The 25895-nt window shown below is 71.0% G+C and carries 21 protein-coding genes and 3 pseudogenes; 9 read left to right on the forward strand and 15 right to left on the reverse strand.

Annotation, left to right across the window (positions count from 1 at the left end):
- Positions 1–47: 47 nt before the first annotated feature.
- The 3 genes from IH80_RS39810 (at position 48) to IH80_RS0129110 (ending at position 1518) form a co-directional block, all read left to right on the forward strand.
- Entirely contained in the window at positions 48–383 is a 336-nt protein-coding gene (locus IH80_RS39810) for a hypothetical protein (protein WP_037881396.1), read from the forward strand.
- Positions 384–578: 195 nt separating this feature from the next.
- Positions 579–746, forward strand: coding sequence for a hypothetical protein (locus IH80_RS0129105; protein WP_158943656.1), 168 nt, complete (start codon positions 579–581; stop codon positions 744–746).
- 247 nt (positions 747–993) lie between these two features.
- Positions 994–1518, forward strand: coding sequence for a peptidylprolyl isomerase (locus IH80_RS0129110; protein WP_234432420.1), 525 nt, complete (start codon positions 994–996; stop codon positions 1516–1518).
- Between the two features lie 457 nt (positions 1519–1975).
- On the opposite strand, the pseudogene IH80_RS46330 reads toward IH80_RS0129110, so the two are convergent.
- The 11 genes and pseudogenes from IH80_RS46330 to IH80_RS0129165 all read right to left on the reverse strand — a co-directional run.
- Positions 1976–2119, reverse strand: a pseudogene (locus IH80_RS46330) (DNA-binding response regulator); the annotation flags it as partial.
- Positions 2120–2244: 125 nt separating this feature from the next.
- Positions 2245–4872: an RICIN domain-containing protein gene (locus IH80_RS0129120; RefSeq protein ID WP_030964452.1), complete on the reverse strand. Its 2628-nt coding sequence runs from the start codon at positions 4870–4872 to the stop codon at positions 2245–2247.
- 41 nt (positions 4873–4913) lie between these two features.
- Positions 4914–7289, reverse strand: coding sequence for a non-reducing end alpha-L-arabinofuranosidase family hydrolase (locus tag IH80_RS0129125; RefSeq protein WP_030964453.1), 2376 nt, complete (start codon positions 7287–7289; stop codon positions 4914–4916).
- Entirely contained in the window at positions 7286–7441 is a 156-nt protein-coding gene (locus IH80_RS44965) for a hypothetical protein (protein WP_158943658.1), read from the reverse strand. Before IH80_RS44965 ends, IH80_RS0129125 begins: the two co-directional genes overlap by 4 nt.
- A gap of 444 nt (positions 7442–7885) precedes the next feature.
- Positions 7886–9448, reverse strand: a complete 1563-nt coding sequence (locus IH80_RS0129130) for a sigma-70 family RNA polymerase sigma factor (RefSeq protein WP_030964454.1) — start codon at positions 9446–9448, stop codon at positions 7886–7888.
- A 250-nt stretch (positions 9449–9698) separates the two neighbouring features.
- Positions 9699–9875 (reverse strand): hypothetical protein, encoded by a 177-nt coding sequence (locus IH80_RS44970; protein ID WP_158943660.1) that lies wholly within the window; start codon positions 9873–9875, stop codon positions 9699–9701.
- Positions 9876–10041: 166 nt separating this feature from the next.
- Positions 10042–11538: an alpha/beta hydrolase gene (locus tag IH80_RS0129140; protein WP_234432421.1), complete on the reverse strand. Its 1497-nt coding sequence runs from the start codon at positions 11536–11538 to the stop codon at positions 10042–10044.
- A 612-nt stretch (positions 11539–12150) separates the two neighbouring features.
- Positions 12151–12303, reverse strand: coding sequence for a hypothetical protein (locus tag IH80_RS44975; RefSeq protein ID WP_158943662.1), 153 nt, complete (start codon positions 12301–12303; stop codon positions 12151–12153).
- A 363-nt stretch (positions 12304–12666) separates the two neighbouring features.
- Positions 12667–13938: a sensor histidine kinase gene (locus tag IH80_RS0129155; protein ID WP_030964458.1), complete on the reverse strand. Its 1272-nt coding sequence runs from the start codon at positions 13936–13938 to the stop codon at positions 12667–12669.
- Between the two features lie 16 nt (positions 13939–13954).
- Positions 13955–14743 carry a two-component system response regulator CseB gene (gene cseB, locus IH80_RS0129160; protein WP_030964459.1) on the reverse strand — a complete coding sequence of 263 codons (789 nt, stop codon included), beginning with the start codon at positions 14741–14743 and terminating at the stop codon, positions 13955–13957.
- Between the two features lie 39 nt (positions 14744–14782).
- Positions 14783–15646: an endonuclease/exonuclease/phosphatase family protein gene (locus tag IH80_RS0129165; protein WP_324609436.1), complete on the reverse strand. Its 864-nt coding sequence runs from the start codon at positions 15644–15646 to the stop codon at positions 14783–14785.
- Positions 15647–16235: 589 nt separating this feature from the next.
- On the opposite strand from IH80_RS0129165, the pseudogene IH80_RS47440 reads away from it, so the two are divergent.
- Positions 16236–16439: pseudogene (locus IH80_RS47440) on the forward strand (ATP-binding protein); the annotation flags it as partial.
- 16 nt (positions 16440–16455) lie between these two features.
- Here the strand turns inward: IH80_RS47440 and IH80_RS0129170 are convergent.
- From IH80_RS0129170 to IH80_RS42780, 4 genes are all read right to left on the reverse strand, one after another.
- On the reverse strand, positions 16456–17337 hold the full coding sequence (locus IH80_RS0129170; RefSeq protein WP_030964461.1) for a potassium channel family protein: 882 nt from the start codon (positions 17335–17337) through the stop codon (positions 16456–16458).
- Between the two features lie 933 nt (positions 17338–18270).
- On the reverse strand, positions 18271–20619 hold the full coding sequence (gene secD, locus IH80_RS0129180; protein ID WP_051810089.1) for a protein translocase subunit SecD: 2349 nt from the start codon (positions 20617–20619) through the stop codon (positions 18271–18273).
- 98 nt (positions 20620–20717) lie between these two features.
- Positions 20718–21098, reverse strand: coding sequence for a hypothetical protein (locus tag IH80_RS0129185; protein ID WP_030964465.1), 381 nt, complete (start codon positions 21096–21098; stop codon positions 20718–20720).
- A gap of 244 nt (positions 21099–21342) precedes the next feature.
- Positions 21343–22872: a hypothetical protein gene (locus tag IH80_RS42780; protein WP_158943664.1), complete on the reverse strand. Its 1530-nt coding sequence runs from the start codon at positions 22870–22872 to the stop codon at positions 21343–21345.
- Between the two features lie 508 nt (positions 22873–23380).
- Here IH80_RS42780 and IH80_RS47445 point away from each other — a divergent pair.
- The 5 genes and pseudogenes from IH80_RS47445 to IH80_RS0129210 form a co-directional block, all read left to right on the forward strand.
- Positions 23381–23593 (forward strand): annotated as a pseudogene (locus IH80_RS47445) (SpoIIE family protein phosphatase); the annotation flags it as partial.
- A gap of 23 nt (positions 23594–23616) precedes the next feature.
- The gene (locus tag IH80_RS46965) at positions 23617–23751 is read left to right on the forward strand and encodes a hypothetical protein (protein WP_267883530.1); all 135 of its coding nucleotides are present in this window, start codon (positions 23617–23619) and stop codon (positions 23749–23751) included.
- 133 nt (positions 23752–23884) lie between these two features.
- Positions 23885–24319: an Hsp20/alpha crystallin family protein gene (locus IH80_RS0129200; protein WP_030964469.1), complete on the forward strand. Its 435-nt coding sequence runs from the start codon at positions 23885–23887 to the stop codon at positions 24317–24319.
- 99 nt (positions 24320–24418) lie between these two features.
- Complete coding sequence (locus IH80_RS0129205) at positions 24419–24772, forward strand: STAS domain-containing protein (RefSeq protein ID WP_051810093.1); 354 nt, start codon at positions 24419–24421, stop codon at positions 24770–24772.
- A 12-nt stretch (positions 24773–24784) separates the two neighbouring features.
- The coding region (locus IH80_RS0129210) for an Hsp70 family protein (protein ID WP_030964472.1) at positions 24785–25895 on the forward strand (1111 nt) is incomplete at its 3' end.

The following is a 25895-nucleotide window of genomic DNA, read 5'->3' on the forward strand; positions in this document are numbered from 1 at the left end:
AGGCGGACGGTCTGACGTGCAACGCCCGGAGATGGAACGATCCAAGCGTGATCGGATGGCTGCGCCACACCCCGCGATGGGCGGTCAAATCGGTCTGTGTGATCGCGGCCATGCTGCTCTTCGTCGGCGCTTCCGCGCATGTAACCGACCTTCTCAGCCGCGGTCTGCACCCCTACGCCTGGGCACCGAGCCGGCTCCACCTCTACTGGTCGTCGCCGGCGCTCTTCGACACCCTCGCCGCCGTGTTCCTGATCAGGGGCAAACGCCGAGGAACCGACCTCGCCTGCGCCATCATGGCGACCGATCTCGCCGCCAACTGGTACGCGATTCGTGACCCTCACGTCCGGATCCGCCACCTCTTCGCCCACTCCCCCGCCGCCTGAACCCCGCCCCGCAGCACCGGCCGATACCCGCGGCCACTGCTGGTGACGGTCCCCGTCATGCGCGGCCGCCGGCAGCGCGGCGGCCGACACGATCGCGCCGGCGGCCGGGGTGGTGGCGGCGGTACGGGTCCTCCTCGCGGCGCAGTGGGCCGTTTCCGGGCGGCGCGACGCACCACGTGGGAGACCGCCGGCACCATGCGGCAGGCCATCGACGAAGACGGTGCGATGCGCCTGCTCGACGTCGTGCCGCACCGGCTGCCGCACCCCCGCCAGCCGTCGAGTCCGCTGGAGGGCAAGGATTTCGGGACAGGCCACGCCGGCCTCCTGCCGTTGACCGTTCCCGCCGGACAAGCCACGCCCTAAACTGCGACCGCTCCAGAACCTGGCGATCATCAGGAGGACGCGCAAGATGAACCGAGCACTGTTCAGTGCCTTAGCGGCCGTGACGTTGGTCGTGTCCGGGGGAAGTGCCGCCGCCGCTTCCGACGCTGTTCCGCCGCGCACCACGCACGGCCCGTGCCAGTACGCACAGACCCCGGACGAGCCGGCCGCGCGCCCCGTTCCACTGCCGCCCGACCCGCGGCGCACCCCCAGCCGTGGCACGGTCGAGATGGCTGTTGCGACCAGCCAGGGCCCGCTCCCGCTGCGTTTGGACCGGGCCAAGGCGCCGTGCACGGTGCAGAGTTTCCTGCACCTGGCACGGCATGGGTTCTACGACCGGACGGTGTGCCACCGTCTGACGGCGTATCCGACGCTGAAGGTCCTGCAGTGCGGCGACCCGACCGGTACCGGTGAGGGAGGACCCGGATACAAGTACAAGGACGAGCTGCCGGTGGACTTGCCACCCGCACCGACCGATCCGGCCGGCGCGCGCCGCCTGTACGGGCGCGGGCTGCTGGCGATGGCCAACGCCGGTCCGGGCACGAACGGCTCACAGTTCTTCGTCGTCTACGGCGACTCCGCACTACGACCGAACTACACGGTGTTCGGCACGGTCGGCCCCGAGGGCCTGGCGACACTCGACAAGACCGCCGCTGGAGGAATCGAGCCGACCGCGGAGGACCCGGCACCGGTCGACGGCACGCCCGTGCTGCGGACCGAGCTGCTCCGCGTCCGGCAATCCTGCCGGTCTTGACCCACCCGCGGCCGGAGCAGCTGCTGCGGACCGCGCAGCCTGCAGGCTCCGGACCGCACAGCGCCGCTCGGCCCGGATCAGGCCACGGCCCGGGGCCCGACTCAGGTCTCTTCGCGGATCCACCGTCCGCGGACGGGTCGAGCGCTCCTGTCCGAGCTGCGCGAGGCCGGTTACAGCCGTCCGGGGGGCGCCGGGGAGGGACGGTCGATCCGAATGGCCCGTGAGGGCCGTCGGGGCCGGGGAGGACCGTGAAAGGGTTACCTGCCGCGGCCCTGCGTCATCGCACGTACTGCGCCGGCTGGGGGGGCGGCGTTGAGCAACGCCTCCAGCGGTCCGCGGCGTAGGAAGTACTCAGCCGCATCGCCCCGCCCGGGCCCTGCTCGGCGCCGACGACTTCCGGCTCGGGAACCCAGTTCTCTCTCGCGTCGTCGGCCTGCGGTGTCCACCGGGGTCCGCATCGGCCTCCGTCCCGGGCCGTGCCGTCGTTGTGGGTGAGCAGTCCGGCTCGGCCGGCGAGGAGTGCGGCCTGGACGCGGCTGGTGTCCTGCGGCTTGGTCAGGATGGAGCTGAGGTGGTCCTCGACGGTGCCAGGGCTCAGGTGGGCCGGTGGTCGCCGTCGCCGGACACGGTCTCGTCGCGGGGGAACGGCAGGGACGCCTCCCCGGGTCGCTCGGCCGTGGCGGGGCCGCAGGTCGTCGGGCCTGCGGCCCCGCCGGAGCGCATGGGTCAGGACGGGTCGCCGTACTGGAGGCCGCGGCCGTTGGTGCCGACGTACACGCGGCCGAAGACGTCGGGGTCACCGGTGATGACGCCGGTGCCGCCGATGCCGCCCCACTGGTGGGCGTCGTCGTTGACGCGGAGCCAGGTGGCGCCCTTGTCGGTGGAGCGGAAGACTCCGGTGGTGTCCTTGACGGTGCCGATCAGGTACAGGGCCTGGTAGGAGCCGCCGGGTGCGGCCTTGCCGAAGCCGATGGCGGAGGCCGCCTTCACCGGGGCGAGCCGGGTGAAGGTGCGGCCGCCGTCGGTGGAGTGGAGCAGGCCCTGGGAGCCGCCGGCGATCCACAGGTGGCCTGCGGCTCCGGGGACGGCCTTGAGCCGGCCGCCGGCCGGCAGGTCGGCGGCGCGGGCGGTGAAGGTCGCGCCGCCGTCGGTGCTGGCGTACAGCGTGCCGCCGGCCAGGGAGTAGAACGTCCCGGCCGAGGAGCGGTCGGCGACGACGACGGCATCGGTGCCCAGGCCGCCCACCTTCGACCAGCTCGCTCCCCGGTCGGTCGAGCGGTACGGGGCCTGGCCGGCCTGTGTCCAGACGATGGCCGAGCCGTCGGCGGAGAGCGCCACCCGGCCGCTGTCGGAGCCGGCCGCCGGTTCGGAGGCGAAGCCGTTCCAGCTGATGCCGCCGTCGGTGGAGTAGGCGCCGTCCTGCGCGCCGCCCCGGCCGACGCGCACCATCATCGAGGGGTGGGACTGGGCGAAGTCGATGGATGTGCTGTTGGCCATCGTGGGGTTGTTCAGCCGTCCGGTGGGCACCTCGGTCAGGGAGTCGTGGCGGAATCCGCCCAGGTCTCCCATGGCGGTGATGACGTGGGCGCCGCCGGGCGGGGCGATCGCGTCCAGCAGGGCGGTCTCCTCCAGCCCGCGGGCGCCCACGATCCAGTGGCTGGTGCCGCCGTTGTCGGAGGCGTGGGCGTCCTTGCTGCGCAGGATGCCGCTGCCGGTGCCGTACAGCACGTGCCCGGAGTCGAAGGGATCGATGGCCAGAGCGGTCATCCAGTGCCCGGTGCCGGTGCCCACGTACGGGGCGGCGGAGGCGTCACGTACCGACTTGCCGGCCAGTGCCTTCCAGGTCGCGGCGCCGTCCGTGGTCCGGTAGACCTCGTCCTCCGGCCACCAGCGGCCGAGGGTGGTGACCATGACCGTGGAGGGCTTGCGCGGGTCGACGGCCAGACCGGAGAACCCGTAGTTGCCCTGGGACGGGGAAACGTTCCGCCACGTGCCGCCGGCCGGGGTGTGCTTCCACACCGAGCCGCCCGTCACGCCGTTGGGGCCGAGGGCGTTGGTGTAGGTCAGGTACAGCGAGCCGTCGCCGGAGAGCACGCCGTGCTGCGGCATCTGGCCGGTGGGCTGCCCGGGGACGGCCTGCCAGGTGCTGCCGCCGTCGGTGGAGCGGTAGAGGGAGGTGGTCCTGTCGGCGACACCGACGTACACCGTCTTGCTGCCGGCCGGGCCGTACGTCACGAAGGAGATGCCCGCACCACTGCCCGCCCCGTCCTTGACGGGGAACGAGGGGACCTGGCTCCAGGTCGCGCCGTGGTCGGTGCTGCGCCACAGGCCGTTCTTGCGCGTGCCCAGCAGGAGGGTGCCGTTGGCCGCGGGGTCGACCGCCAGCCGTTCGCCCGCCCCGCGGCCGTCCTCGTTGCCGCCCAGCTTGAAGGGCAGGTCGGTGCGCTGGAAGGTGCGGCCGCGGTCCTTTGAGCGCAGGATCGCGCCGTTGCCCGCCCAGTCGTTGGTGTAGGTGCCGGTGGCGAGGTAGAGCCGGTCGGGGTCGACGGGGTCGGTCGCGAGCGCGTCGATGCCCAGCAGGTTCCAGTCCTTCTCGCCGATCCAGTCGGTCAGCGGGATCCACTGTTCGGCTCCGGCGTCCCAGCGGTAGGCGCCGCCCATGTCGGTGCGCGCGTACAACAGACCCTTCTCACGCGGGTTGAAGACGAGCCCGGTGACGTAGCCGCCGCCCACCACCTGGGTGTTTCGCCAGGTGTACGGTCCGGATCCGGGCGCCTGGCTCTTGGTCGTCTTCACCAGCCTCCACTGCTGGTTGGTGCCTCCGTGGCCGCGGTACTGGATGACTGCCGCGCCGTCGGCCGTGGAGCCTCCGGAGACGTCCAGGACCTGGCCGCTCCTGCGGGAGGTGAGGACGACGGCGTCGGAACCGCTCACGTCGTCGATCCGCCATTGCTGGGAGGTGGAGGTGCTGTCGGTCTGCTGTTCGGCGGGGACGGCCTGGGCGGTCGAGTCGCCGGCTATGCCCAGTACTTTGCCGCTGTTGCGGTTCACCAGCTCGTAGTGGCCGTCCCCGGTGGGGCGTAGATTCCACTGCTGGTTGGCGGTGTTCTGGTCGGTCCACTGCTGGATGCGGGTTCCGTCGGCGGTGGAGAAGGCGTTGACGTCCAGTGCCTTGCCGCTGCGTACGGAGACCAGCCGGTAGTAGGCGTTGCCGTCGACCGTCGCGGCCTGCGAGTCGTCCTGCACGTAGAGGAGGTACGGCACGAGGACGGCGGGCACGCCGAGCAGCAGTCCGGTCCCGGTCCAGCGGCGGCGGTGGCGTCCGCGGCGCCCGCCGTGCGGAGGGTTCTTCATGGGGGTTGTTCTCCTTGTGTTGTGCCGTGGGTCGGGGCGGGTCAGCGCTGCAGGGTGAGGAGACCGGGCCGGTAGGGCAGCCGATCGTAGGGGCCGCCGGCTGCGGGCGCCTTGCCCTGGTAGAGGAACCGCAGGTTGCAGGGGTCGACGGTCATGGTCTGGTCCGGGTTGTCGCGGACCAGGTCGCCGTGGCTGATGTCGTTGGTCCAGGTGGCACCGCTGTTCGCCTTGCCGGCGAAGGGGTTCTTCTCGTCGGCGGCCTGGGGGGTCCACGGGCCGTTCAGGCCGGGCGCCGTGAACGAGCGGAAGTAGCGGGCCTGGTGCGCGCCCCTCGCCTCGACGATCATGAGGTACTGGTTCTGGCCCTGGACCTTGTAGACCTGCGGCGCCTCGAAGAGGTTCTCGGCCGTGTCGCTCATGACGGTCGTGTACGAGGAGCCGAAGTTGCCGGGGAAGTTCCCGATCGGCATGCTCGCCCGGTAGATCTTGCCGTTGTCACCGGCGAAGAAGAGGTACATGTTCCGGTCGTCGGCGATCAGGGTCTGGTCGATCGGGCCGGTGGGGGATTCGCTGCGGGGGATGCTGCCGGTGAACAGCGGCTGCGGCGCGGACCAGCCGTCGGGGTTGGCCGGGTCGCTCGACGTGCGGTAGATGAAGGGCCACGGGCCCCACTGGTACGCCAGCACCCAGATCTTCTTGGGCGCGAAGTAGAACAGCGTAGGGGCCACCGCGGCCTGGCTCATGCCGGTCTGGCGGGCCGAGGCCATGTCCGGCCAGTTCGTGAAGGGCCCGGACATCATGGAGCCGTAGGAGGATCCCGAGAAGTTCGACCCGTAGACCAGGTGCTTGCCGTTGTACGTCACGTGGGTGAAGTCCTTCAGCGAGGCCCACCCGTTCGCCGGCTGTGCCAGCGCACCCGTGGAGGTCCACCGGTACGTCGACGGGAGGGCACAGGTGCCCGTCGGGGCGGGCATTGCCGTGGCCGGCGTCCCGGACGGGCCGGTCCACTTCTGGTTGCCGCCGGACCAGCAGGAGTGCAGCTGGATCCCGGTGCGGTTGGCGCTGGCCGCGCCGATGGCGTCGAGGCACAGCCCGGAGTGGACCCCCGAGATCGTGCCGTCGGCGTTGGCGTTCCACTGCTGGCCGGCGCCGCCGTTGCAGTCCTCGATGACCACCGCGGTGCCGTTGGCCGTGCCGTTGCCCTTGGCGGCCAGGCACTTGTCGCCGTAGACCGTCAGCTGCTTGCCGGAGGTGTGGGTCCAGCGCTGGTTGGGCCGTCCGTGGCAGTCCCACAGCTGCGCCTGGGTTCCGTTGGCCCTGGTGGAGCCCTTGATGTCGATGCAGCGGCCGGAGGCGACGCCCTTGATCGTGCCGGTGCCGGTTCCTGGGGTGGTACCGGTGGCTGCCTTGAAGGCGTTCACGACGGCGGTGTGGGCGGCCTTGGGGTTGCCGTTTCCGTCGAACAGCAGGGCGTTCTCGCCCTTGCGCCAGGAGTCGCTGTCGCGGATCCCCCAGACCGTGATGCCGGTGCACCGGGCCACGGCCAGGCAGGCCTTCACCGTGTCGGCGTAGTGGGTCGGCGACGCCTGGGCGATGTCCAGCTCGGTGATCTGGACGTCCACGCCCAGAGCAGCGAAATTGGCCAGGGTGGTCCGGAAGCTCGCCGGGGGGCCTCCGGTGCCGAAGTGGCTCTGGAACCCGACGCAGTCGATCGGCACGCCGCGGGCCCTGAAGTCCTTGACCATGCTGTGGACGCCCTGGGTCTTGGCGTCCGACCAGTTCTCGATGTTGTAGTCGTTGTAGCAGAGCTTCGCGGAGGGGTCGGCCGCCCGGGCGATGCGGAACGCCTCCTCGATGAAGCCGTTGCCCAGCACGTCCTGGAAGACCGAGCTGCGGTGCTGGGTGGAGCCGTCGGCGAACGCCTCGTTGACCACGTCCCAGGAGTGGATCCTGCCCTTGTAGCGGGTCATCAGGGTGGTGATGTGGTTGTCCATCACGCCGCGCAGGGTGTTCGCGTCGCGGATGGAGCCGACCCAGGGCGGGAGCTGCGAGTGCCAGACCGCGGTGTGGCCGCGCAGGCGCTGGCCGTGCGCCGCCGCGCGGTTGACGATCTGGTCGGCCGGGCCGAAGGTGAAGGTGCCGCGGGCCGGTTCGACGGCGTCCCACTTCATCTCGTTCTCCGGGGTGATCATGTTGAACTCCCGGTCGAGGATGGCGGTGTACTTCGCGTCGCCGAGCCTGCCGGCGGCCACCGCGGTACCGAAGTACCTGCCCGAGGGGGCCGCCTGCGTGCCGAGGGGTGTCACGGCTCCGGCGGAACTGGGCAGGAGCGTCACGACACCCCCCACCAGCGCCGCGGCCGCCAGTCCGATCGCCAGTGTCCGGCGGCGCCGGCCGCGCCGGTGCAGGCCCTTCATGCCGCTCCTCGCTGGTCTCGGGTCGCCTGGGGGTGCGTGATGGCGGGTGCACCGGCCGGTGCCGCCTGCTCCGCCGCGGGGTGGGTCCGGTGCAGGACGAGGCGCCGCTCCTGCGTACGGGGCGTGCGGCGTTCACGGGTGTCTCGCGTCATGGTGCGCTTTCTTCCGGGGATGTGCCGATGGGTGGGGGCCTCCCGTGCCGGCTTGCATGGTGAGTGGCGGGAAGAACCCCACGAAGTGGAGGCTTCGGCACGCGAGGCCGCGTAACAGAAAAGTCGCGCCACCCCGACGATCACCCCGTGATGCATCTCGCAGGCGAAAAGTGTTACGCCCGGCCCGTCGGTCCGGCCGCCGAGGGGGAAGGGAGGCCGTACCGCTCCACGGTGCTGTGCTCAGAAGGCCACCGGCCGGCGGTCGCCGTGCTCGGACTTCAGGGTGACCTGTACGGCGAGGCGTCCGTCGCCGCAGGCCGGTAGGCCCCGGACCGGTGCGGGATACGGGCGGCCACTGCCGGGATGTGAACCGCGCGGTGCCGGAGCGGGCCGCGGGCTCGGCGGCTGTCCGGGGCTCGGTCCGCGATGCTCAACGAGCGGTTGTCAGGACCGGGCCTTGCGGACGACGAAGGAGGCCTGGCCGGTGAAGGCCTGGGTACCGTCGGAGCCGTCGAGCCATATGCCGCCGTCGCGAGGGCGGATGACCGATCCGGGGTAGTTGTGGGAGTGCAGGGTCACCGCCCCTGGGACCGCCCCGGGACGCGGACAGAAGGTGGCGTCCTTCCGGAACAGTTCGCTGCCGTCGTCGGTGCTCAACCGCAGCCGCAGGTAGTGGTGGCGCAGGTAACGGCCGTCGGCCGCACGGAAGGTGACGCACCGTGTGTCGGCCAGCCCCCGGACCACCGTGAACGTGACCCGCTGCCGTACCTGCGTGCTGCTGGACGCGGAGACCCGGCCCAGCGTCGCGAAGTCACCGGAATACGTCAGATAGAGGTCGGGCTGGTCCACGGACTCCAGTGATTGTGGGCCCAGCGGAACGGTGCCTCCTGCGACGGCGGACGGACTCGCCGACGGCGGTCCGGCTGACGTGGGCGTGGCCGACGGGATCTGCGTGGGTTCACCGCCCGTGGGACCGACCGCGGGGGCGGCGGTGACCTCGGGCACCCGGGGCGGCGGTTCCGGCCACGTCGCGTAGGTGGCGGCCCCCGTGACGAGCACCGCGCCGGCGGCGAGGCTCGCCAGCGGATGAGCGGTCACCGCATGGAGTTTGCCGGTCATCGCACCGTGCAGACTGCCTCCCTTCGTCGCGGTGCCGGCGGCAACAAGGGCCGGCCCGGCGGCGCTCGCGGCGGCCGCACCCGACAGCAGGCCCTTGGCGGTCAGAGTGGCGATGAGTCCGGCAGGGACGGCCAGGGGCGCGAGGCTGAGGAGCAGCAGCTCAACAGGTACCCGGTTCGTCGTCGTCGCCGTGCAGACCGTGCAGTCGCGGGTGTGCCGCGCGATCCGTTTCCGCCACACCGATGCACGCAGACCGTCCCATCCGGCGAGGGTCTCCCCCAGCTGCGGGCATCGCGGGTGGGCCGCCAGCGCGGCGACGATCGTCCGGCTCAGTTCCAGCTGCTCGCGCATGCGTTGCAGGCGCACCCCAGCGTGGGCGACCGTGAGGCCCGTCGCGGCGGCGATGTCCTCACGGCTCAGCAGTCCGGCGTGCTCCTGCCACCACAGTGAGAGAAGCACCCGGTGGTCGGGGTCGAGCCACCGGCCGGCTTCGGCGATCTGACGGCGCTCATCCGACACCCGCACACGCAGGATCGTCGCGTCCTCGGGTTCGGGCCCGGCGTCCGGTAGATGGAGTGCCTCGTCGATGACCGCGGTCCGGCCGGCGAGGACGCGCTGCCGCTGCCAGTGGGTCTGTATCTGGCGGAGAGTGATCGACACCAGCCAGGAGCGGAAGCTGTCGGCAGCGCGCAAGGCAGGCAGATCGCGGACGACGCGCAAGAGCGTCTCCTGGACGACGTCGTCGGCGTCGGCATGTCCGCTCACCGCTCGTCGGACGATGTTGTAGACCAGCGGCAGGTAGGCGGCGAGCAGCTCTTCGCGTGCCCGGTCGTCCCCGGCCTGTGCCGCGACGACCAGCGCCGCGTGGTCGGCGTCCATGAGCCCCATTCCCACCCTCCTCGTACGGCGTCAGACCCTAACGTCCGCAAGGGTGTGCGACCAAAGCCGTTCCTCCAGCCGGAGATCGGGCCGCTGGGGGTCCCTGTCCTGGTCCGGGACCGGATCCGCCCGTGGATCAGGCTCGTACGACAGCCCGTGGTCCGAACTCCCCGGTCCGTGTTCGTCCCGCCCCTGCCTCACCCTCGCCTCTCCCTCATCTGCGTCGCATCGGGCCTGTGACTGCTCCGCCGCCTCCTCGTCAGCCCGCGGCCCCGCTCGGCTTCCGGCCGAACCCGGGCACGCCTGCGCCTTCGCCTTCAGGGCCCGCGTCCAGGCGCGGCCGCTGGAAGCGGAGCGGTTGACGGTAGATGCCGTCGTGGTCGATGGCGCGGTCGGCGCTGATCTCGGCGGCCGGGGCGGGGTGGACGGTCCTCATCGGCCGCGTCGCCGGCCAGGGCAGCCGCCGCAATCCGGACCGCCTTCCGGACGGTCCGGCCTTCCGGTGCGGTCGGAGCGGGTCGGATCGTCCTCGCGACCACTCGTCGATCGAAGCGCCCGGCCGGGGCGACGTCGTCGCCCCGGGCCTCGTTCCAGCTCGCGGATCAGGTGCAGGTGCGGTCCTTCTCGGGCAGTCTGCCCGTCGTCAGGTAACGGGTGACGTCGGTCTCGGCGCAGGAGGGGCGGCCTGTTCCCAGCACTCCGTGGCCCTCACCGCCCGCGACCGTGACCATGCGGGCGCCGTGCAGGGCGCGCCGCATGCCTTTGGCCATCGCCAGGGGCGTCTGCGGGTCCCATTCGTTCTGCACGATCAGCGCGTCGGCGTCGTTGTCCACCACCGTCGCCGCCTCTCGCGGAGCGGACTTCCAGTACGCGCAGGGCTGGATGTTGGCGCCGAAGTCGCCTGCCAGGGGGCGGGCGGCGCGGTCCCGGAGGGCGTCGCGCCGGTACTGCTCGGGATCGCGCGGCCAGCTCCGGCCCTCACCGCACAGAACGGCCCAGGCGACGGAGACCACGTTGTCCACGTCCGGCGCTTCGCCGGCCGCCTCGGCCGCCGTCGGCACGGCCGTACTCGGCCCGGCCGGGGCCGCGGCGCCCGCCTCCGCGGCCCTGAGCGCGACGATGAACGGTGTGACCGCCTCGACCTGGACGAAGGCGCGGTACTGCGCCCGGATCGCGTCACCGTCGAACGGCTGCCCTTCCAGCACGATCGGCGTGCGGTCAGCACGCGCGACCAGATCCCAGAACGCCGCGCGCACTGCCTGCGGGGTCGCACCCAGCCCGTAGGTCGCATCGCGGGCCGCGGCCCACTCCGTCCACCGGGTGAAGGCGAGTTCGGCCGCCTCCGTCGCGCCCCGCAGCACTCCCCGCCAGACCAGTGCCGGGTCGAGCGCGCTGTCGAGCACGAACCGGTCCGCCCGTCGGGGAAACATCTGGGTGTACACCGCGCCCAGGTACGTGCCGTACGAGTGTCCCAGGTAGGAGATCTTCCGCTCTCCCAGAGCGGCACGGATCACGTCCATGTCCCGTGCGGTGTTCCGGGTCGTGATGTGCGGCAGCAGGTCGCCGGATTTCGCCCGGCACTTGTCCGCCACGCTCCTGGCCCGCGCCATGTCCCGCCCGAACGTATCGGCGGAGTAAGGGTGGTTGAGGACCTGCTCGTCCGCCGCCAGACCGCAGCGGACCGGTGTGCTGCGTCCGACGCCGCGCGGGTCGAAGCCGATCAGGTCGTAGCGCTCACGCACCTCGGGCGCCAGCAGCGGCGCCATCCCGGCCGGCGTCGTCAGCCCCGGGCCGCCCGGACCGCCGGGGTTCATCAGCAGCACACCGCGCCGCTTCGCCGCACTGGCCGCCTTCACCCGCGACACCGCTATCTGGATGCTCCGCCCGTGCGGATCGGCGTAGTCCAGCGGCACCTGCACCGTCGTGCACTCCAACGACGTCGGCTGGTCCGGCGCGCAGCGCTCCCACCGCAGGTGCTGCCGCCCGAACTCCTCGAGCGGCTCCTGGACCGCGAACGCGGCCGCCGGCGTGAACGCCACCAACACGGCCGTCGCCGCTCCGGCCGTCAGGATCGAGGTCGTTCGTCCAGCTCGCAGCACCGTGCCGCCCCCTTTTCGTCTACGAAAGCCGCTCTCACGGATCGCCTCAAGTCTCCGATCCGGAAAGACCGCGCACGGTCCTGCTGCGGGATGGCTTCGTGCTCCCACTCGAGTACCGGCGGCCGCCCCGCACCCCTAGGGGACCAGCACCACCGACCCTGAGCTTGGGGAGAAACCAGCCGTGTCGGTCACCACCGAGCACCCAGCGGCTCTTCGCCGGTGCCGGGTCGGCGGGGGCGTCCTACGGGGCGGGGGTGACGCGAAAGCGGCCCCGGGCTTCGGTGTCGACGGTGCGGCCGCGGTCGTCGCGCAGGGTGGCGCTGTCGGAGGGGTTGTCCCAGAAACGGCCTCTCCCCTGCCGTCCGGAAACCGCCCGGTCTCCGTCGTACGCGGGCCGGGGCAGGTTCGGGCTACCGCGGCGGCGCCTGGTGCCGCGGTCGGCGTCCGCCGTAGGGGAGCGGGCCGCGTGAGGGCCCGCTCAGGCAGTCCGATCCCGCTGTGTGCGGCGGGCTCGACGTACCGGACCCTTTCGTCCCTCACCGTGTTGATTCATCCCTCTCCCCCTGTACCCGGATGCCCAGGCTGCGCGGGGTGCGCGGTGCCGGCCCGCAATCAGGTGTGCAGGCGGCTGTTGGTGCCGTCGTGTCCGTCGGCCTGGTCCTCGTCGAACCAGTAGTCCCCCGCGGCCAGGTACCGGAAGGAGTGCACCCTCTTGCACGGCAGGGCAGCGCCCCCGCTGCGCTTCTCACCGCGTACGGAGAACACATCCTGCCCGCCCTGAGCCGACGCGTGGGCAGCGGCCAGCCGAGCTGCTCGGCGAGCGCCGCGAGCACACCGTCAACCAGCGTGCTGCCGGCGGGGCGTCCGGATGGTGGGCACGGCTACCTCTTCGAACCGGGGGGTAGCCGACGGCGACGGGGACCGGGCCGGTTGGCTGATGCCCGTCATCACCGGCCGGCGACCGGTGCTTGCTCCAGGTGGCCTCCCACAACAGCCCTCCCCCTGGTCGGCGAACGTCGGGAACCTCGGAAGTCGGGTGCGGAACCCGCCCCGGGATCACCTTCGAGAGCCGTACCTTCGTACCTGCGCGAGCCTGTTTCCGCCAGGGAAGGCGTGTTGCGGTTCCGTTCAACCAACGGACGGGCGTCCGCCGTCCAGGTCGAGAGTGGCGATCGCGCCCCCCTCCGGAGCGTTCGCGAAGGCCAGCCTGGCGCCGAGGACCTTCGCCTGCCCAAGCGCGATGGTCAGCCCGAGTCCGTGCCCCCGCCCTCGCTCGGGGGTTCCCGTCCGAAAGCGTTGCGGGCCTTCCGTGAGCAGTGCAGCGGGATAGCCGAGTCCGTGGTCCCGTACGAGGATCCGCCCGCCCGTGGCGGTGGCCTCCACTGCGACTTGGACGGGGTCGGCTCCGTGCCGGTGTGCGTTGGTGACGAGGTTGACCACGATCCGTTCCACCCGGCGCGGGTCGGTCTCCAGGATCGGGGTGGCACGGACCGCCACGGCGGTCGGCGTCCCCGTGCGGCGGACGATGTCGGTGACCAGTTCGCCCAGCGGCACCGCGTCGGTCCGGGCTTGTTCGGCTCCGGCGTCGAGCCGGGAGATCTCCAGGAGGTCCTCGACCAGCCCGTTCAGGGCCCGGGCACGGTCCCGGACGAGCTCGGCCACCTCGTCGCCCTCCGGGAGGAGCCCGGCTGCGGTGGACAACCCCATCAGCGGGGTGCGCAGCTCGTGCGCGACGTCCGCGGTGAAGCGGCGCTCGCCCTCCAGCTTGTGCTGCAGGGCCGCAGCCATCTCGTCCACGGCCGCCGACATTTCGGTGATCTCGTCACGGGCCCGGCCGCCCGCTCCGATCCGGGCGTCGAGGTCGCCGTCGGCGATGGCCCGGGCCGTGCGGGATCCCCGGCGCAGTCTGCGGTTCATCGGTTCGGTGGCCAGGGCGGCGAGCGGTACGACGACCAGGAGGGCGGCGAGCACGGCTTTGACGATGCTGCGGTCCAGGAGCTGGAGGCCGCGTACCTCGGAGCTCATGTCCGTCCGGGCGACGAGTACCCGGCCGCCCTCGACGGGCATGGCCGCCCACATCCAGTACCAGTTGGGGGGTTTGCGGTCGTTCCAGGTCGCGTAGAGGGCGGCCGGGTCCTTCGCGGCCAGCGCCCGGGCGAGCGGTGGGTCGAGCCGCTCGGGAGTGAGGACTTCGACTTCGAGTGGCGCGCTGCCCGTGCGGGTGTACTCGCGCTCTGCGGCTGCCAGGCGCGCGGAGAGGCGTTCGTTCCCGATGTGGTCACTTCGTTCGGCCATCGCCTGGTGGACGAGGACACCGATCACGGCGGCCACCGCGCAGCAGGCGGCCGCGGTCAGGGCGGCGATCTTCCAGCGCAGGGCGCGCGGGTTGAGGAGTGCCATGGGTGGGGTCGGCCCCTCAGCCGCGGACGAGTTTGTAGCCGAAGCCCCGGACGGTCTCGATCCGCTCGGCTCCGATCTTCTTGCGCAGCCGCAGCACGCACAGGTCCACGACGCGGGTGTCGCCCTCCCAGCCGTAGTCCCACACGTCCCGCAGGAGACGGCGGCGGTCGAGCACGGCGCCAGGTGCCGCCGCGAACTCCAGTAGCAGTCGCAGCTCGGTGGGGGTCAGCGGAACGGGCCGTCCGCCCCGGTGTACCTCCAGGCCGAGGGTGTTCACGGACAGGTCCCCGAAGACCAGCTCCGCGGGGGTCGTCCTGGTATCCGCTGAGACGACTGCGGGGTTCGCCGGTCCGGGGCCGGGCGCCGGAGTCGTCTCCGGTTCGGCGGGCCGGAAGGTGGCACGGCGCAGCAGCGTCCGGATGCGGGCGACGAGGACTGGGGTGTCGACGGGTTTGACGACATAGTCGTCGGCGCCCGCCTCCAGTCCGGAGACCACGTCGAGGGCGTCTCCGCGCGCGGACATCATCAGGACCGGGACCAGGCTTTGCTCGCGGATCCGGCGGCACAGACCGATGCCGTCGAGTTCGGGCAGCATCACGTCCAGGATCAGCAGGTCGTGCCTGCCGGCCCGGAACGCCTCCAGGCCGTCGAGTCCGTTCACGGCCACCGCGACCTGATAGCCGTACCGCTCCAGGGACAGCTGTACGGCGCGGCGGATGGTGGCGTCGTCCTCGACGACGAGGACGCTGACGGGGTCTGGGACCCGGGGTGCCGACACGCCACCTACCTGCTCAGACGCGGACATTTGTGGAGTCCATCCTAGTCAGTGGGGCCTGCGGTGCGGTCACAGGTGGAGGGAGGCCGCGACGGGGAGGTGGTCGCTGCCGGTAGCGGGAAGGGTCCACGAGGAGGTCGCGCTCATCCCCTTCACCAGGATCTGGTCGATGCGGACCATGGGGAACGGAGCGGGCCAGGTGAAGCCGAAGCCGGCGCCCGCCTCGCGCTGCGCGTTGGTCAGCTGGGAGGTCACCGGTCGCAGAGCCGAGTCGTCCGCCGTCCCGTTGAAGTCACCCATCACGACGACCCGGGCCAGCGGCTCCGCCCGCACGGCCGCGGCCAGCTTCCGGGCCGCATCATTGCGGCGGTCGGTGGTGAACCCGGCGTCCGGGGTCAGGCGTACCGAAGCGAGGTGGGCGGCGTAGACCGCGACGGGGCCGTGCGGGGTCTCGACGGTGGCCCGTACGGCACGCGTCCACGGCATGATCGGCACCGTTTCCACGCCGTTCAGGGGGTGCTTGCTCCACAGTCTGACGCCGAGAGTGTCGGAGCGGTACGGGTATCCGACGGCGAGCTCGCGCTCGTAGAAGGGCGTGGCCTTCGAGGACATCTCCTTCAGGGCCAGCACGTCCGCGCCCGATGCGGCGAGCGCTCGCGCGGTCCGCGCCGGATCGGGATTGTCCTCGTCCACGTTGTGACTTACCACGGTGAAGTTCCCGCTGCCGGATCGCTTGTCGGCGAGGGTCCCGCCGAAAAGGCAGCCCCAGACGGCCAGGGGGGCCAAAACGGCGACGGCCGCGAGCCGGGAGCGGCGTACCGCCGCCGCCACGAGGAGGACGGGGACGCTCAGCCCGGCCCAGGGCAGGAAGGTCTGGAACAGGCTGCCGAGGTTGACGGCCCCGTTCGGGATTCTGGTGTGCAGGGCCATCATCAGGGCCGCACACAGTGCGCCCGCGGCGATCAGCAAGCCGCGGCCACGGCCGGTAGGCACGAGTACGCGGCAGCGGTTGGCGGACAGAGGCGGAGGCGGGACGGGCGGCTCCGCTTCCCCGGTGGCCTCAGAACGGTACGGAGTGCTCAGCACGGCATTTGCCTTCCGATATCTCGTAAGCCGGTGATCCGGTACCGGCACAGCCTGGGAGAGGCGCGCTTCCAGGGCGTCAGGAGAGCCTTTCCAGGGCCCCGCAGTTGCGTTTCAGCTGGGTATCGGTCATGCGGAGCAGACTGACGATGCGCTCGTGCCAGTCGAGCCGTCGATCGCGCTGAAGGTCATGGCCCACACCCCCGGTCGGCCGAGGTCCGCCAGGCACATCTGGCGGTGCGGTATCCGTGTTGCGGTGAAGGCGTGTACGAGGCACAGGCCGCACAAGGAATGAGTCAGGACTCCGGTCACCAACCGCGGAGCCGGTCCGGGAGAGGGAGAGCCGGGCGCATCGTCTGCCGGCAGTGACCAAGCGCTGCCGGCCGGCGATTCGGGATGCAGTGGCCTCTGTGAGGCCGGGCGCGTCCTGCGTCCCGGGCGCAGCCGGCACGTCCGGAGCCAGGCTCTGGGAGGCCTGGACGACGAGCCGCTGACCCGGGCGGTCGCAGCACTCGGCCTGCTCGCCGACCGGGTCGCCGCCGTGGAGGGCGGCATCACCCGGGCGACGGACCCGCGCCACCTGCTCGCCCTCCCGGGCGGCCGGCACGCTGCCCGGGCGGGCGAGCACGGCCCACGGGGGTGAAGGCGGGACGGTCAGATCAGGTTCCGCCACGGGTGTGGCGGCCATGGTCGTGGGCGAAGGCTGCGAAGACTTCCCTTGCTGATCCCCGGGTGTGCAGGAAGCGTTCGTCGAGGATGGCGGCCAGGTCGTCCAGAGCTGCCCGGAGCACGGCGGCGGACAGCCGGACGTCGGGGTGACGGGCCGCCGCGGCCTGGTCCGCCAAGTTCATGGCGCAGGCGATCTGGCGGGCGAGGGAGGTCCGGTCGTCGCCGTCGTGGAAGTAGTAGGACTCTGCGTACTGCTGGAAGTCGACGGAGACCACAGCCACTGCCCCGGCCAGGCCGTCGAGGATGGCCGCGCCCGCGTCGGCGTCGATCTGCTCCGTCGTGGGATGGGTGCGGGCGAGGTGGGAAAGGCGCAGGGCGAGGGAGCGGCGGCGGGCCAGCGCGGGGTAGATGCCGAGTGTCCATGCCACGGTGGCGCTGAGCAGGACGAAGCCGACGAGGGCCTCCATGGGGGCGAGGATCCGGAGCCATCCCTCGGCGGGTGCGATGTCGCCGAGGCCGAGGGTGGAGATGTGGACCAGGGACACGTACAGGGCGTCCGCGAATCCCGCGTGGTCGGCGGGCTTCAGCCCGGTTGCATAGGTGAACGCCTGCGGCATGTGCGGCCAGTAGATGAAGGTCCACCCCAGGACCGCGGTGAGTGCCCAGGCCGCGACCACGATCACCATGGCGAGGGGGCCCGCCAGCCCTGAGGCCCGGCGGCGCGGCGGCAGGGAGGCCGCCAGCCGCCACAGGGCCGTCACGACCAGTCGGCTGAGACCGCCATGCCGCGTGGGGTGCCACAGAGTGTGGAACACGTCCCGCAGGACCAACAGCACCAGGGCCGCGCCCGCAAAGGTGATCAGCCAGTTCATGCGGACCTCCCTACCCCCTCCCTCGTCGCCTCAGCCCCGTTGCCGGCCTCCGGTGGGCCACTCGGCCGTCCCGTACGACGGCGATGAGGTCGGCCGTGGAGAGCGCTCCCTGCTGCTGCTCCACATCGACGTCAAGAAACACGAGGACCTGTCCGGCCGATCACTCGGCTGATCCGTGCACCGGTCCGTCCCGGAGGTCGGGAACCGGGGGCGCTGACCGGGGAAATTCCGCGCATCCGGCGAAAGTGGTTCGTTTTCGGCGGCGAGGGTGATGTGGGCGGTCTGGAGGAGGACCAGGAGCGGCTGCGCAACAAGTCGGGGGCGAACCGGCTGGGGTTGGCTTTGCTGCTGTAGTTCTTCGAGGTGGAGGCCCGGTTCCCGGAGGATTGGCGGGGAGATTCCGGCGCCTGCGGTGTTGGACGTGGCGCAGCAGGTGAGGGTGCTGGCCAAGGAGTGGGCCGGGTACGACTGGCCGGCCGGGCGATCAAGCGGCACCGGGTGGAGAATCGGGGCGCGTTCGGGTTCCGGGAGTGCACCGAGGAGGACGAGGCCCAGCTCGCCGAGTGGCTGGCGGCAGAGCTGTGCGGGGTGGAGCTGAACCGGGACCGGCTCGCGGAGGCCGTGGTCCTGCGCGCCGCGGCGACCGGACGGAGCCGCCGACGCCGGGGCGCATCGCCCGGCTGTTCGGGTCGGCGGCCAACACCTTCGAGGAACGGTTCTGTAACGGCCACCACGGACCAACTGTCGGCAGCGACCCGCTCCCGCTGGACGACCTGGTGGCCGAGGACGCCGGCACCGACGCGGAATGCCCCTTCCCCGTGCATCGTGCCGACCGGGCCTTCACAGAATGTGGCCGCGATTGTCGGAGCTCCGTGGAGGCCCGGTCGGCGTGTGGTGGAGGCTGCCCTCGACCTCAGGGCCGTCCTCGCGGTCTCAGACGACCGCGCCAGTCCCCCTCTCCTTCTTCCTCCGCGCCTCCACCGGGCTGTGCCCGTCGGGGACTTCCTTCGCGGCGCGGCGGTCCCGTGCCGGCGGGGGTGTCGGGTGGCGGTGTTCCAGGGCGATCGCGATCGGGACCGCGGTGAAGATGGTCGAGGCGATGCCGACCAGGACGCCCGCGATCAGTGCCACGGAGAAGTCCGCCAGCGAGTCGCCGCCCAGTACCGCCAGTGCGGTCAGGATGAACAGGGCTCCCATGCCCGTGTTCACCGTGCGCGGGAGTGTCTGGACCACCGCGTGGTTGGCCGTTTTCTCCAGGTTGCCTCGCGGGTCTCGGCGGCGCGCTTCACGGACGCGGTCGAAGACGACCACCGTGTCGTTCACGGAGTAGCCGATCACCGTGAGCAGCGCCGCCAGGAAGACGCTGTCCACCGGCCTGCCCAGCCAGGCGAACAGGCCCACCACGAGGAGGACGTCGTGGACCATCGCAGAGACTGCCGCTGCCGCCAGGGTCCAGCGGAACCGCACGCTGAGGTAGATCAGCTGGGCGGCCACCGCGATGCCCAGGGCCAGGAGCGCCTGATGGCGCAGTTCGCTGCCGAGGCTCGGGCCGATCTGTTCGTCACGCTCCACCATGACGATTCCGCCGGGCTCCTCCAGGACCGCCTTGACGCGCTGCTGTTCGTCGTCGGTGAGCTTCTCCGTGCGTACGGTGATGCCGCCGTCGCCGGACTCCTGCACCACCGCGCGCGGGAACCCCGCGTCGGACACGGCGTTCCGGGCCGTGTCCGCGTCGACGGACCTGCTGGTGCTGTACTCGACGAGGCGGCCGCCGGTGAACTCCACGCCGAAGTCCAGGCCGCGGATGAAGATTCCTGCGACGGCCACCGCCACCAGGAGTGCGCTCGCGCCGAGCCAGCGGCGACGGTGGCGAACCAGGTTCGGGTTGCGGCGGGACAGCCATGTGCGGACCCGGCCCGTCGAGGCGATGCCTGTCAGACCGGGGCGCTTGCGTACGAAGCTGCGGGCGACGGCGAAGTCCGCAAGCGCGCGGGTGATCACGAGCGCCGTGAGCATCGATGCCAGGACGCCGATGCACAGGGTGACCCCGAAGCCCTTGACCGGGCCCGTGGCGAAGAAGAACAGCAATCCCGCGGCGAGCAGCGTCGTCACGTTCGAGTCGATCACCGCACTCCACGCCTTCGCGAAGCCGGTCTTCACCGGCTTCGCCAAGTCTTTGGAACGGACGCCCAGGTACTCCTCCCTGGCCCGTTCGAAGACCAGGACGTTGGCGTCCACCGCCATGCCGATCGCCAGGGCGAACCCGGCGAGCCCCGGCAGCGTGAGCGTCGCGCCGAGCGCCACCAGAGCGGCGTACGAGATGAGGCCGTACAGCGCGAGCGCCAAGGCGGCGAGCGCGCCAAGGAGCCGGTAGACGACGGTGATGAACAGTGTGGTCAGGGCGATGCCGATGAGCGCGGCCTTGGTGCTCGCCTCGATTGCGTCGGCGCCGAGCGTCGGGCCGACCGTGCGCTGCTCCACGACGTCGAGGGGCACCGGCAGCGCGCCGCCCTTCACGAGCGCCGCCAATTCGCGCGCCTCGGCCCGGCCGAAGTCGCCGCTGATCTGCGTGGAACCGCCCGTGATACCGGTCCCGCACACCACGCCCGCGGTGACGCCGGGCGCCGAGATGATCTTGTTGTCGAGGGTGATGACGACGCGGCGTTCCGGAGCGCCCGGAGGCGCGCAGGCCGCGTCCGAGGTGATCTTCGCCCAGGTGTCGCTCGCGCCCTTGCGGAAGTCGAGGGAGACCATCCAGCCGTTGAGCGACTGCTGGTCCAGGACCGCCTCGGCGTCCTTGACCCCCTCACCGGTGAGGGCGGTGGGGCCCAGCTTCAGGTGGTTGCCCGGCTGGTCCGGGTCGGGCAGGGTGCGCGATCCGTCGGCCTCGGGCTTCGCGGAGCCCTTGTCGGCCGTCGCCCCCGTCACCGGGTGGACCGTGAGCTGCGCGGTGCGGCCGATGACCTCGGCGGCCTTGCGTGGGTCCTGCACTCCGGGCAGTTCGACGATGATCCGTTTCTCGCCGGAGCGGGCGATGCCGGGTTCGGAGACGCCGAGGACGTCGACGCGCTGCCTGATGACCTCCAGAGCTCGGTCGGTGGATGCCGCATCGGCCTTGATGGCAGGTGAGTCCCGGGTCTCCAGGACGATCTGGGTGCCGCCGCGCAGATCGAGGCCGAGGCGGGCGGATTGGATGAGGGCGATGTAGACGGACAACGCGACGGCTGCCAGCGCGATGATCGCCCTCCATAAGCGTGCGCGGGACAAGGGTGCGCGAGACATGCGTACTCCACGATGAGGGCAGGACGGAGGGACGCGTGACCGGCCCCGCGCGTGTGCGCCGGGGCAGAAGGGTCAGGCGTCGATGACGGTCTGCGTGCTCATCGGTGGGGCGGGCCGCGCGGGGCGGCGGACTCGGCCGGCCTGCGCGGCGGTGCGAGTGCGGTGGCGGGGCCCGTGTCGGGCCCGCCCAGGGCGCGGTGCGGGGCCGTGTCGACGGCCGTACGCGCGGGGCCCGCAGGCTGCGGGCCCGGGATGTGGGCGTCAGGTCGGTGCGTGACCGCGACATGCCGCGCCGGGACGTCGTCGTCCGGTCCTGCCTCTTGTCCGGCGTGCCCCGCCACCGTGTGGTCGGCGAGCGGCCTGTCGGCGGGCATGAGCATGCCCTGCGCCCCGGCCACCGGAACGAACAGCGCGAGGACGGTGACGACGACGGTCAGCGCGGACGCAGCCAGGCGCGCGGAGCGGCTCCGTTGCGGCACGCGCGTCCCCCCCGTCGCTTCGGTGCTCGTCAGGTGCGCACGGTGTGGCCCCGCCCTGCTCAACGTATGGGGCGACCCGGTCCGTTCCGTGTTTCTCGGCATTTCTTCGGAAGCCGAAGGTTGGCCGGACCATCCCCACGGGTGCGGGGTCGACGCTTTCTTCGACAACCACGGCAACGCCAGCACCTGAGAGACCCCAAGACCGCCAGCCCCGTGGATGGCAATCGCCTCGAAGGCCCCGCTTCTACTCGCGGTGCCTCCGCGCCGGGAAGAGCAACCGCCTCAGGGCAGGGAAGCGCACCATCAGAGGCGCCGCCTTTACCAGCGGGTGCGTGGGACCGAGGACAGCGGTCAGTACGTCGTGCCAGAACCCCTGAACGGTCTGCTGGGCGTGCGTACGCGCGTCCACAGCGTCGGGCGGATCCGAATCGGGCAGGTACCGCCCTTCCACCGGCAGGTAGGGAACACCGGCTGCTCGGAGGGCGCAGGTTCGGTGTTGTCCGTTCGTGAGGCTGTCGTGGTTGTCGTCCCAGCAGATGGGATCCTGCACCAACGCACGAGCCCACTCGCGGTCGCGTTCCTCGAGGTGCTCCATGGCGTTCGCCGCTCGCTGCCGCTCATCGTCGTCGTCCAGCTCGGCAGCCGCGAGTTCGGTCGCGGCCTCGGCGATCGCGGGCCAGTCCCCTTGGTGGTAGGGGCAGGCGGCGAAGTCCTCCGGCGTCAGACGGGCGAAGAGCTCGGCATGTGCCACTTGTCCGGCGTACCAGTCTTCCGGGTAGGTCTTCTCGATCGCTTCCAGGCGCCGGAAGTGGTGGCACTTGGACAGGCGGTGTGGCCACGGCAGACGCGAGACCGGCACGGGACGGATCCCCGTCACACCCTCCAAGAAGAGAGTTCGGTCGTCGGGGCTGGAGAAGCTGCTGGGGTACAGGTCAGCTTCATCTGCCGGCGCCGGCGGGCGCAGGACGGCATCCCTACGCCGTTGATCATTCTCATCGGGAACAGTGGCTCCGTCGAAGTGGAAATAGGGCTTCTCGTGCCAGGGCCCGTCCAGATCGTTGCGCAGCCGTTCGGGGTTCGGAACAACCAGCACCCTTACGGTGGTCTCCGGAATGACCAGTACGCCCGAGATGCCGTAGACGTGGGCCAGCGTCACCTTGCCACCTGCCCAGGCGGGGTCGGCGAGGAGGGCCTGCAGTGCTTTCCCCTCGAGGTGGGCGATCCACTCCACCCGCCAGAAGCCTTCATCGAAACCCATGTCCTCGGCGGGGAACCTGCAGGCCTGTGTCTGCAGGTAGTCACCCACACACAGCGCACTGGCGGGCTTCTCGAAGGACATCGGCCTGCGTTCAATCTCGCGGCCGGGGCTCGATCGGATCTCTTCCGGCCCTGCCGTTCCTTCGCGAGCTGACGGGGGTACCGCCGGCAGCTTGCCTCCGACGAATATGGGGGTGAACGCCTCAGGCCATGTCGGGTGAAGCCTGTCCCACCGCTGCCGCTCCTCGTCGATGGCGTCGGCAGCATGGTGGTCTCCGGCACGCAGGAGAACCGGGCCGGGCATGCCCTGGATGCGAAGGCCCACCAGGCGCTTCACGGTGGGGTCCAGACCGAAGCCGGCACCAGAGATGACGAAGCCGGGACGAACAATGTGCTCGACGTGCTCGATGCGTGCGTAATACTCGCCCGCCCGTGGGCCGTCGGCGCTGAATCGCGCGTATCCGGTCCGCACGTAGTCGCCCGGCAAGAGATGCTCCGCCCGGTGAACCTGCCTCATCGTGAACCCCCTCGCATGGGACCGGGTTGGCCCGGTCGTCCTGTCCTGCCGCCCGGCTGCCGCCACGAGCCCCTCCTCGGCCCGCCCCCTACCGGGCCACCGCCGTACAAGGAAGCAGCCTGCGCAGCAGCTGGGCAGTCTCTGCCTCCCTGTCCACTCCCCCACCGAGACCCTCATTCATGCGCGCCAGCCGCTCAGCCGGCCTGGATGTCCTCGCCCGTGTCCCTGCTGTCCGGCTGCGCTCGACGTCGCGCCCGCCTCGCCCGTCTCGACCGGGTCCTGGCTGGCGCACCGGTGGTTACGGGAGCCGGAGACCTTCACGGACGGGTCCGCGTGCTCGTTCCCCTGATCGACGACCACGGCAACGCCATCACCTGACGAACCACGTTCGCCGTCTTCAGCCGCGTTGCTCCAGCGCAGGCCCCAAAGGAGCGCCTCGACGTAGGCTGCGGGGGCCCTCACCCGAGTGCGGGTGCAAGGGGCGAGACGCCACCAAGTCTCGACCGCTGTGCCAGCCCAGGTTCGCACACACGACTATGCCAACGCCGGCCACCCGCCGCCCTTGCTGATCACCCCCGACGGCGACGCCCGCTACCTGATCGCTGGCCACAGCGTCCTGCTGGGCGTCGACCCGCACGCAGCGCGCCCCAGCGGCCAGCAGGCCCTCACCGGGGGCTCCACCATCCTGCTGTACACCGACTGGCTCATCGAGCGCCCCGGCGAGCACCTCGACACGGGCCTTGAATGCTGCGCCAGCATGGCGCCGCCCTGGCCCGCGCGGACATTCCCCCCTTCCTCGCACAGCTCCTGGCGGGCCTCGCCCGGAACAGCAGTGACGACATAGCCGTCCTGGCCGTGCGCCTGCCGCCCGCCTCGTGATGTCACCCGTGGCCATCCGAGCTGGTAGCGGCCACCTCGCTACCCTTGAGTCGCATCTTGTCAACTTTATTGCTGCGCGCTATATAGGTGGTGTCGCCATGTGCATCTGTGACGAGAGGGAGAGGAGTGAACGATGATGCTCATGCGGACCGATCCTTTTCGTGAAGTGGACCGGCTGACACAGCGCGCCCTGGAAACCACGGCCCGGCCGGCGGCGATGCCCATGGACGCCTTCCGCGAGGGTGATGCCGTCGTCGTCGAGCTGGACCTGCCCGGTGTCGACCCCGGGTCCATCGAACTGGACGTCGAACAGAACGTCCTCAACGTCCGGGCGGAGCGACGGTCCCTCGCCTCCGGAGGAGACGACAGCAACGTGCTGATCGCGGAGCGCCCCTCCGGCAGCTTCAGCCGCCAGCTGTTCCTCAGCGAGACGCTGGACACCGACCGTATCGAGGCCTCCTACGAGGCCGGTGTGCTGCGGCTGAGCATTCCGGTCGCGGAGGAGGCGAAGCCTCGGAAGATCGAGATCAGGGCTGCCGCCGGCTCACGCAAGGAGATCAACGCCTGACGGACGCACGGCAGGAACACGGAGGGCGGGCCGGCCTTCCCCCGGCCGCCCTCCATCCTCCGTCTCGAAGTCAGCCGGGACGAAGGCGAGGTTGCGGTCATGCCCGGCGCACCGCCTCTCGCGGCCGCGATCAGACGCGCCGACGGCCACCTCAAGGTCGCCGTCTCGGGAGAGATCGACATCCTGAGCGCGCCGCAGCTCCAAGTCACCTTGGACGAGGCGTTGTCCGACGGAGCGCGTGTGGTGGAGGTCGATTTCAGCGGAGTCGAGTTCTGCGACTGCTACGGACTCGGCGTCCTGCTGAAAGCCCGCCGCCGGGCAGCCGAACAAGGCACCCTCCTGCGCTTGGTGAGCGTCACCTCACCCCTGGTAAGACGCCTCCTGCGGCGGACCGGTACAGCGGCGACCCTGCTCGGGCCGCCCGGCGAAGCGGGTAGTCGAACATGGATCTGAGAGGAGCGGATGATGACACGCGCAGTCGGGATCGACCTGGGCACGACCAACTCCGTCGTCGCAGTCCTGGAGGGCGGCGAGCCCACGGTCATCACCAACACCGAAGGAAACAGGACCACGCCGTCCGTGGTGGCCTTCGGCAAGGGCGGAGAGGTCCTGGTCGGAGAGATCGCCAAGAGGCAGGCGGTGACGAACGTCGACCGCACCGCGCGGTCCGTCAAGCGCCACATCGGCGAGGCGGACTGGCGTTTCCCGGATGCCGGCGACATCGACGGCAAGCGGTACACGGCACAGGAGATCTCCGCCCGCGTCCTGCAGAAGCTGAAGCGCGATGCCGAGGCGTATCTCGGTGAGGAGGTCACGGACGCCGTGATCACTGTTCCGGCGTACTTCAACGACTCCCAGCGCACCGCGACGAAGGAGGCCGGTGAGATCGCGGGACTGAAGGTGCTGCGGATCATCAACGAGCCGACGTCCGCGGCGCTGGCGTACGGGCTGGACAAGGAGAGCGACCAGACGATCCTCGTCTTCGACCTGGGCGGCGGCACCTTCGACGTGTCGCTCCTGGAGATCGGCGAGGGGCTGGTGGAGGTCAAATCCACCAACGGCGACACCCACCTCGGCGGCGACGACTGGGACCAGAAGATCGTCGACCACCTGGTCAAGCAGTTCCAGAACGCCTACGGCATCGACCTGTCCAAGGACAAAATGGCGCTCCAGCGTCTGCGCGAGACCGCGGAGAAGGCGAAGATCGAACTGTCCGCCGCCACCGAGACCAACATCAACCTGCCCTACATCTCCGCATCCGCCGAGGGCCCGCTGCACCTGGACGAGAAGCTCACACGCTCGCAGTTCGAGCAGCTGACCGCCGACCTCCTGGAACGCTGCAAGGCGCCGTTCCACAACGCCGTCAAGGACGCGAAGATCAAGGTCTCGGACATCGACCACGTCATCCTGGTCGGCGGCTCAACCCGCATGCCCGCAGTGACGGAACTGGTGCGGGAGCTGACCGGCAAGGACCCGCACAAGGGCGTCAACCCGGACGAGGTCGTCGCCATCGGCGCCACCCTCCAGGCCGGTGTCCTCAAGGGTGAGGTCAAGGACGTCCTGCTCCTCGACGTGA

Source organism: Streptomyces sp. NRRL S-378, from assembly GCF_000720645.1.
Taxonomy (GTDB): domain Bacteria; phylum Actinomycetota; class Actinomycetes; order Streptomycetales; family Streptomycetaceae; genus Streptomyces.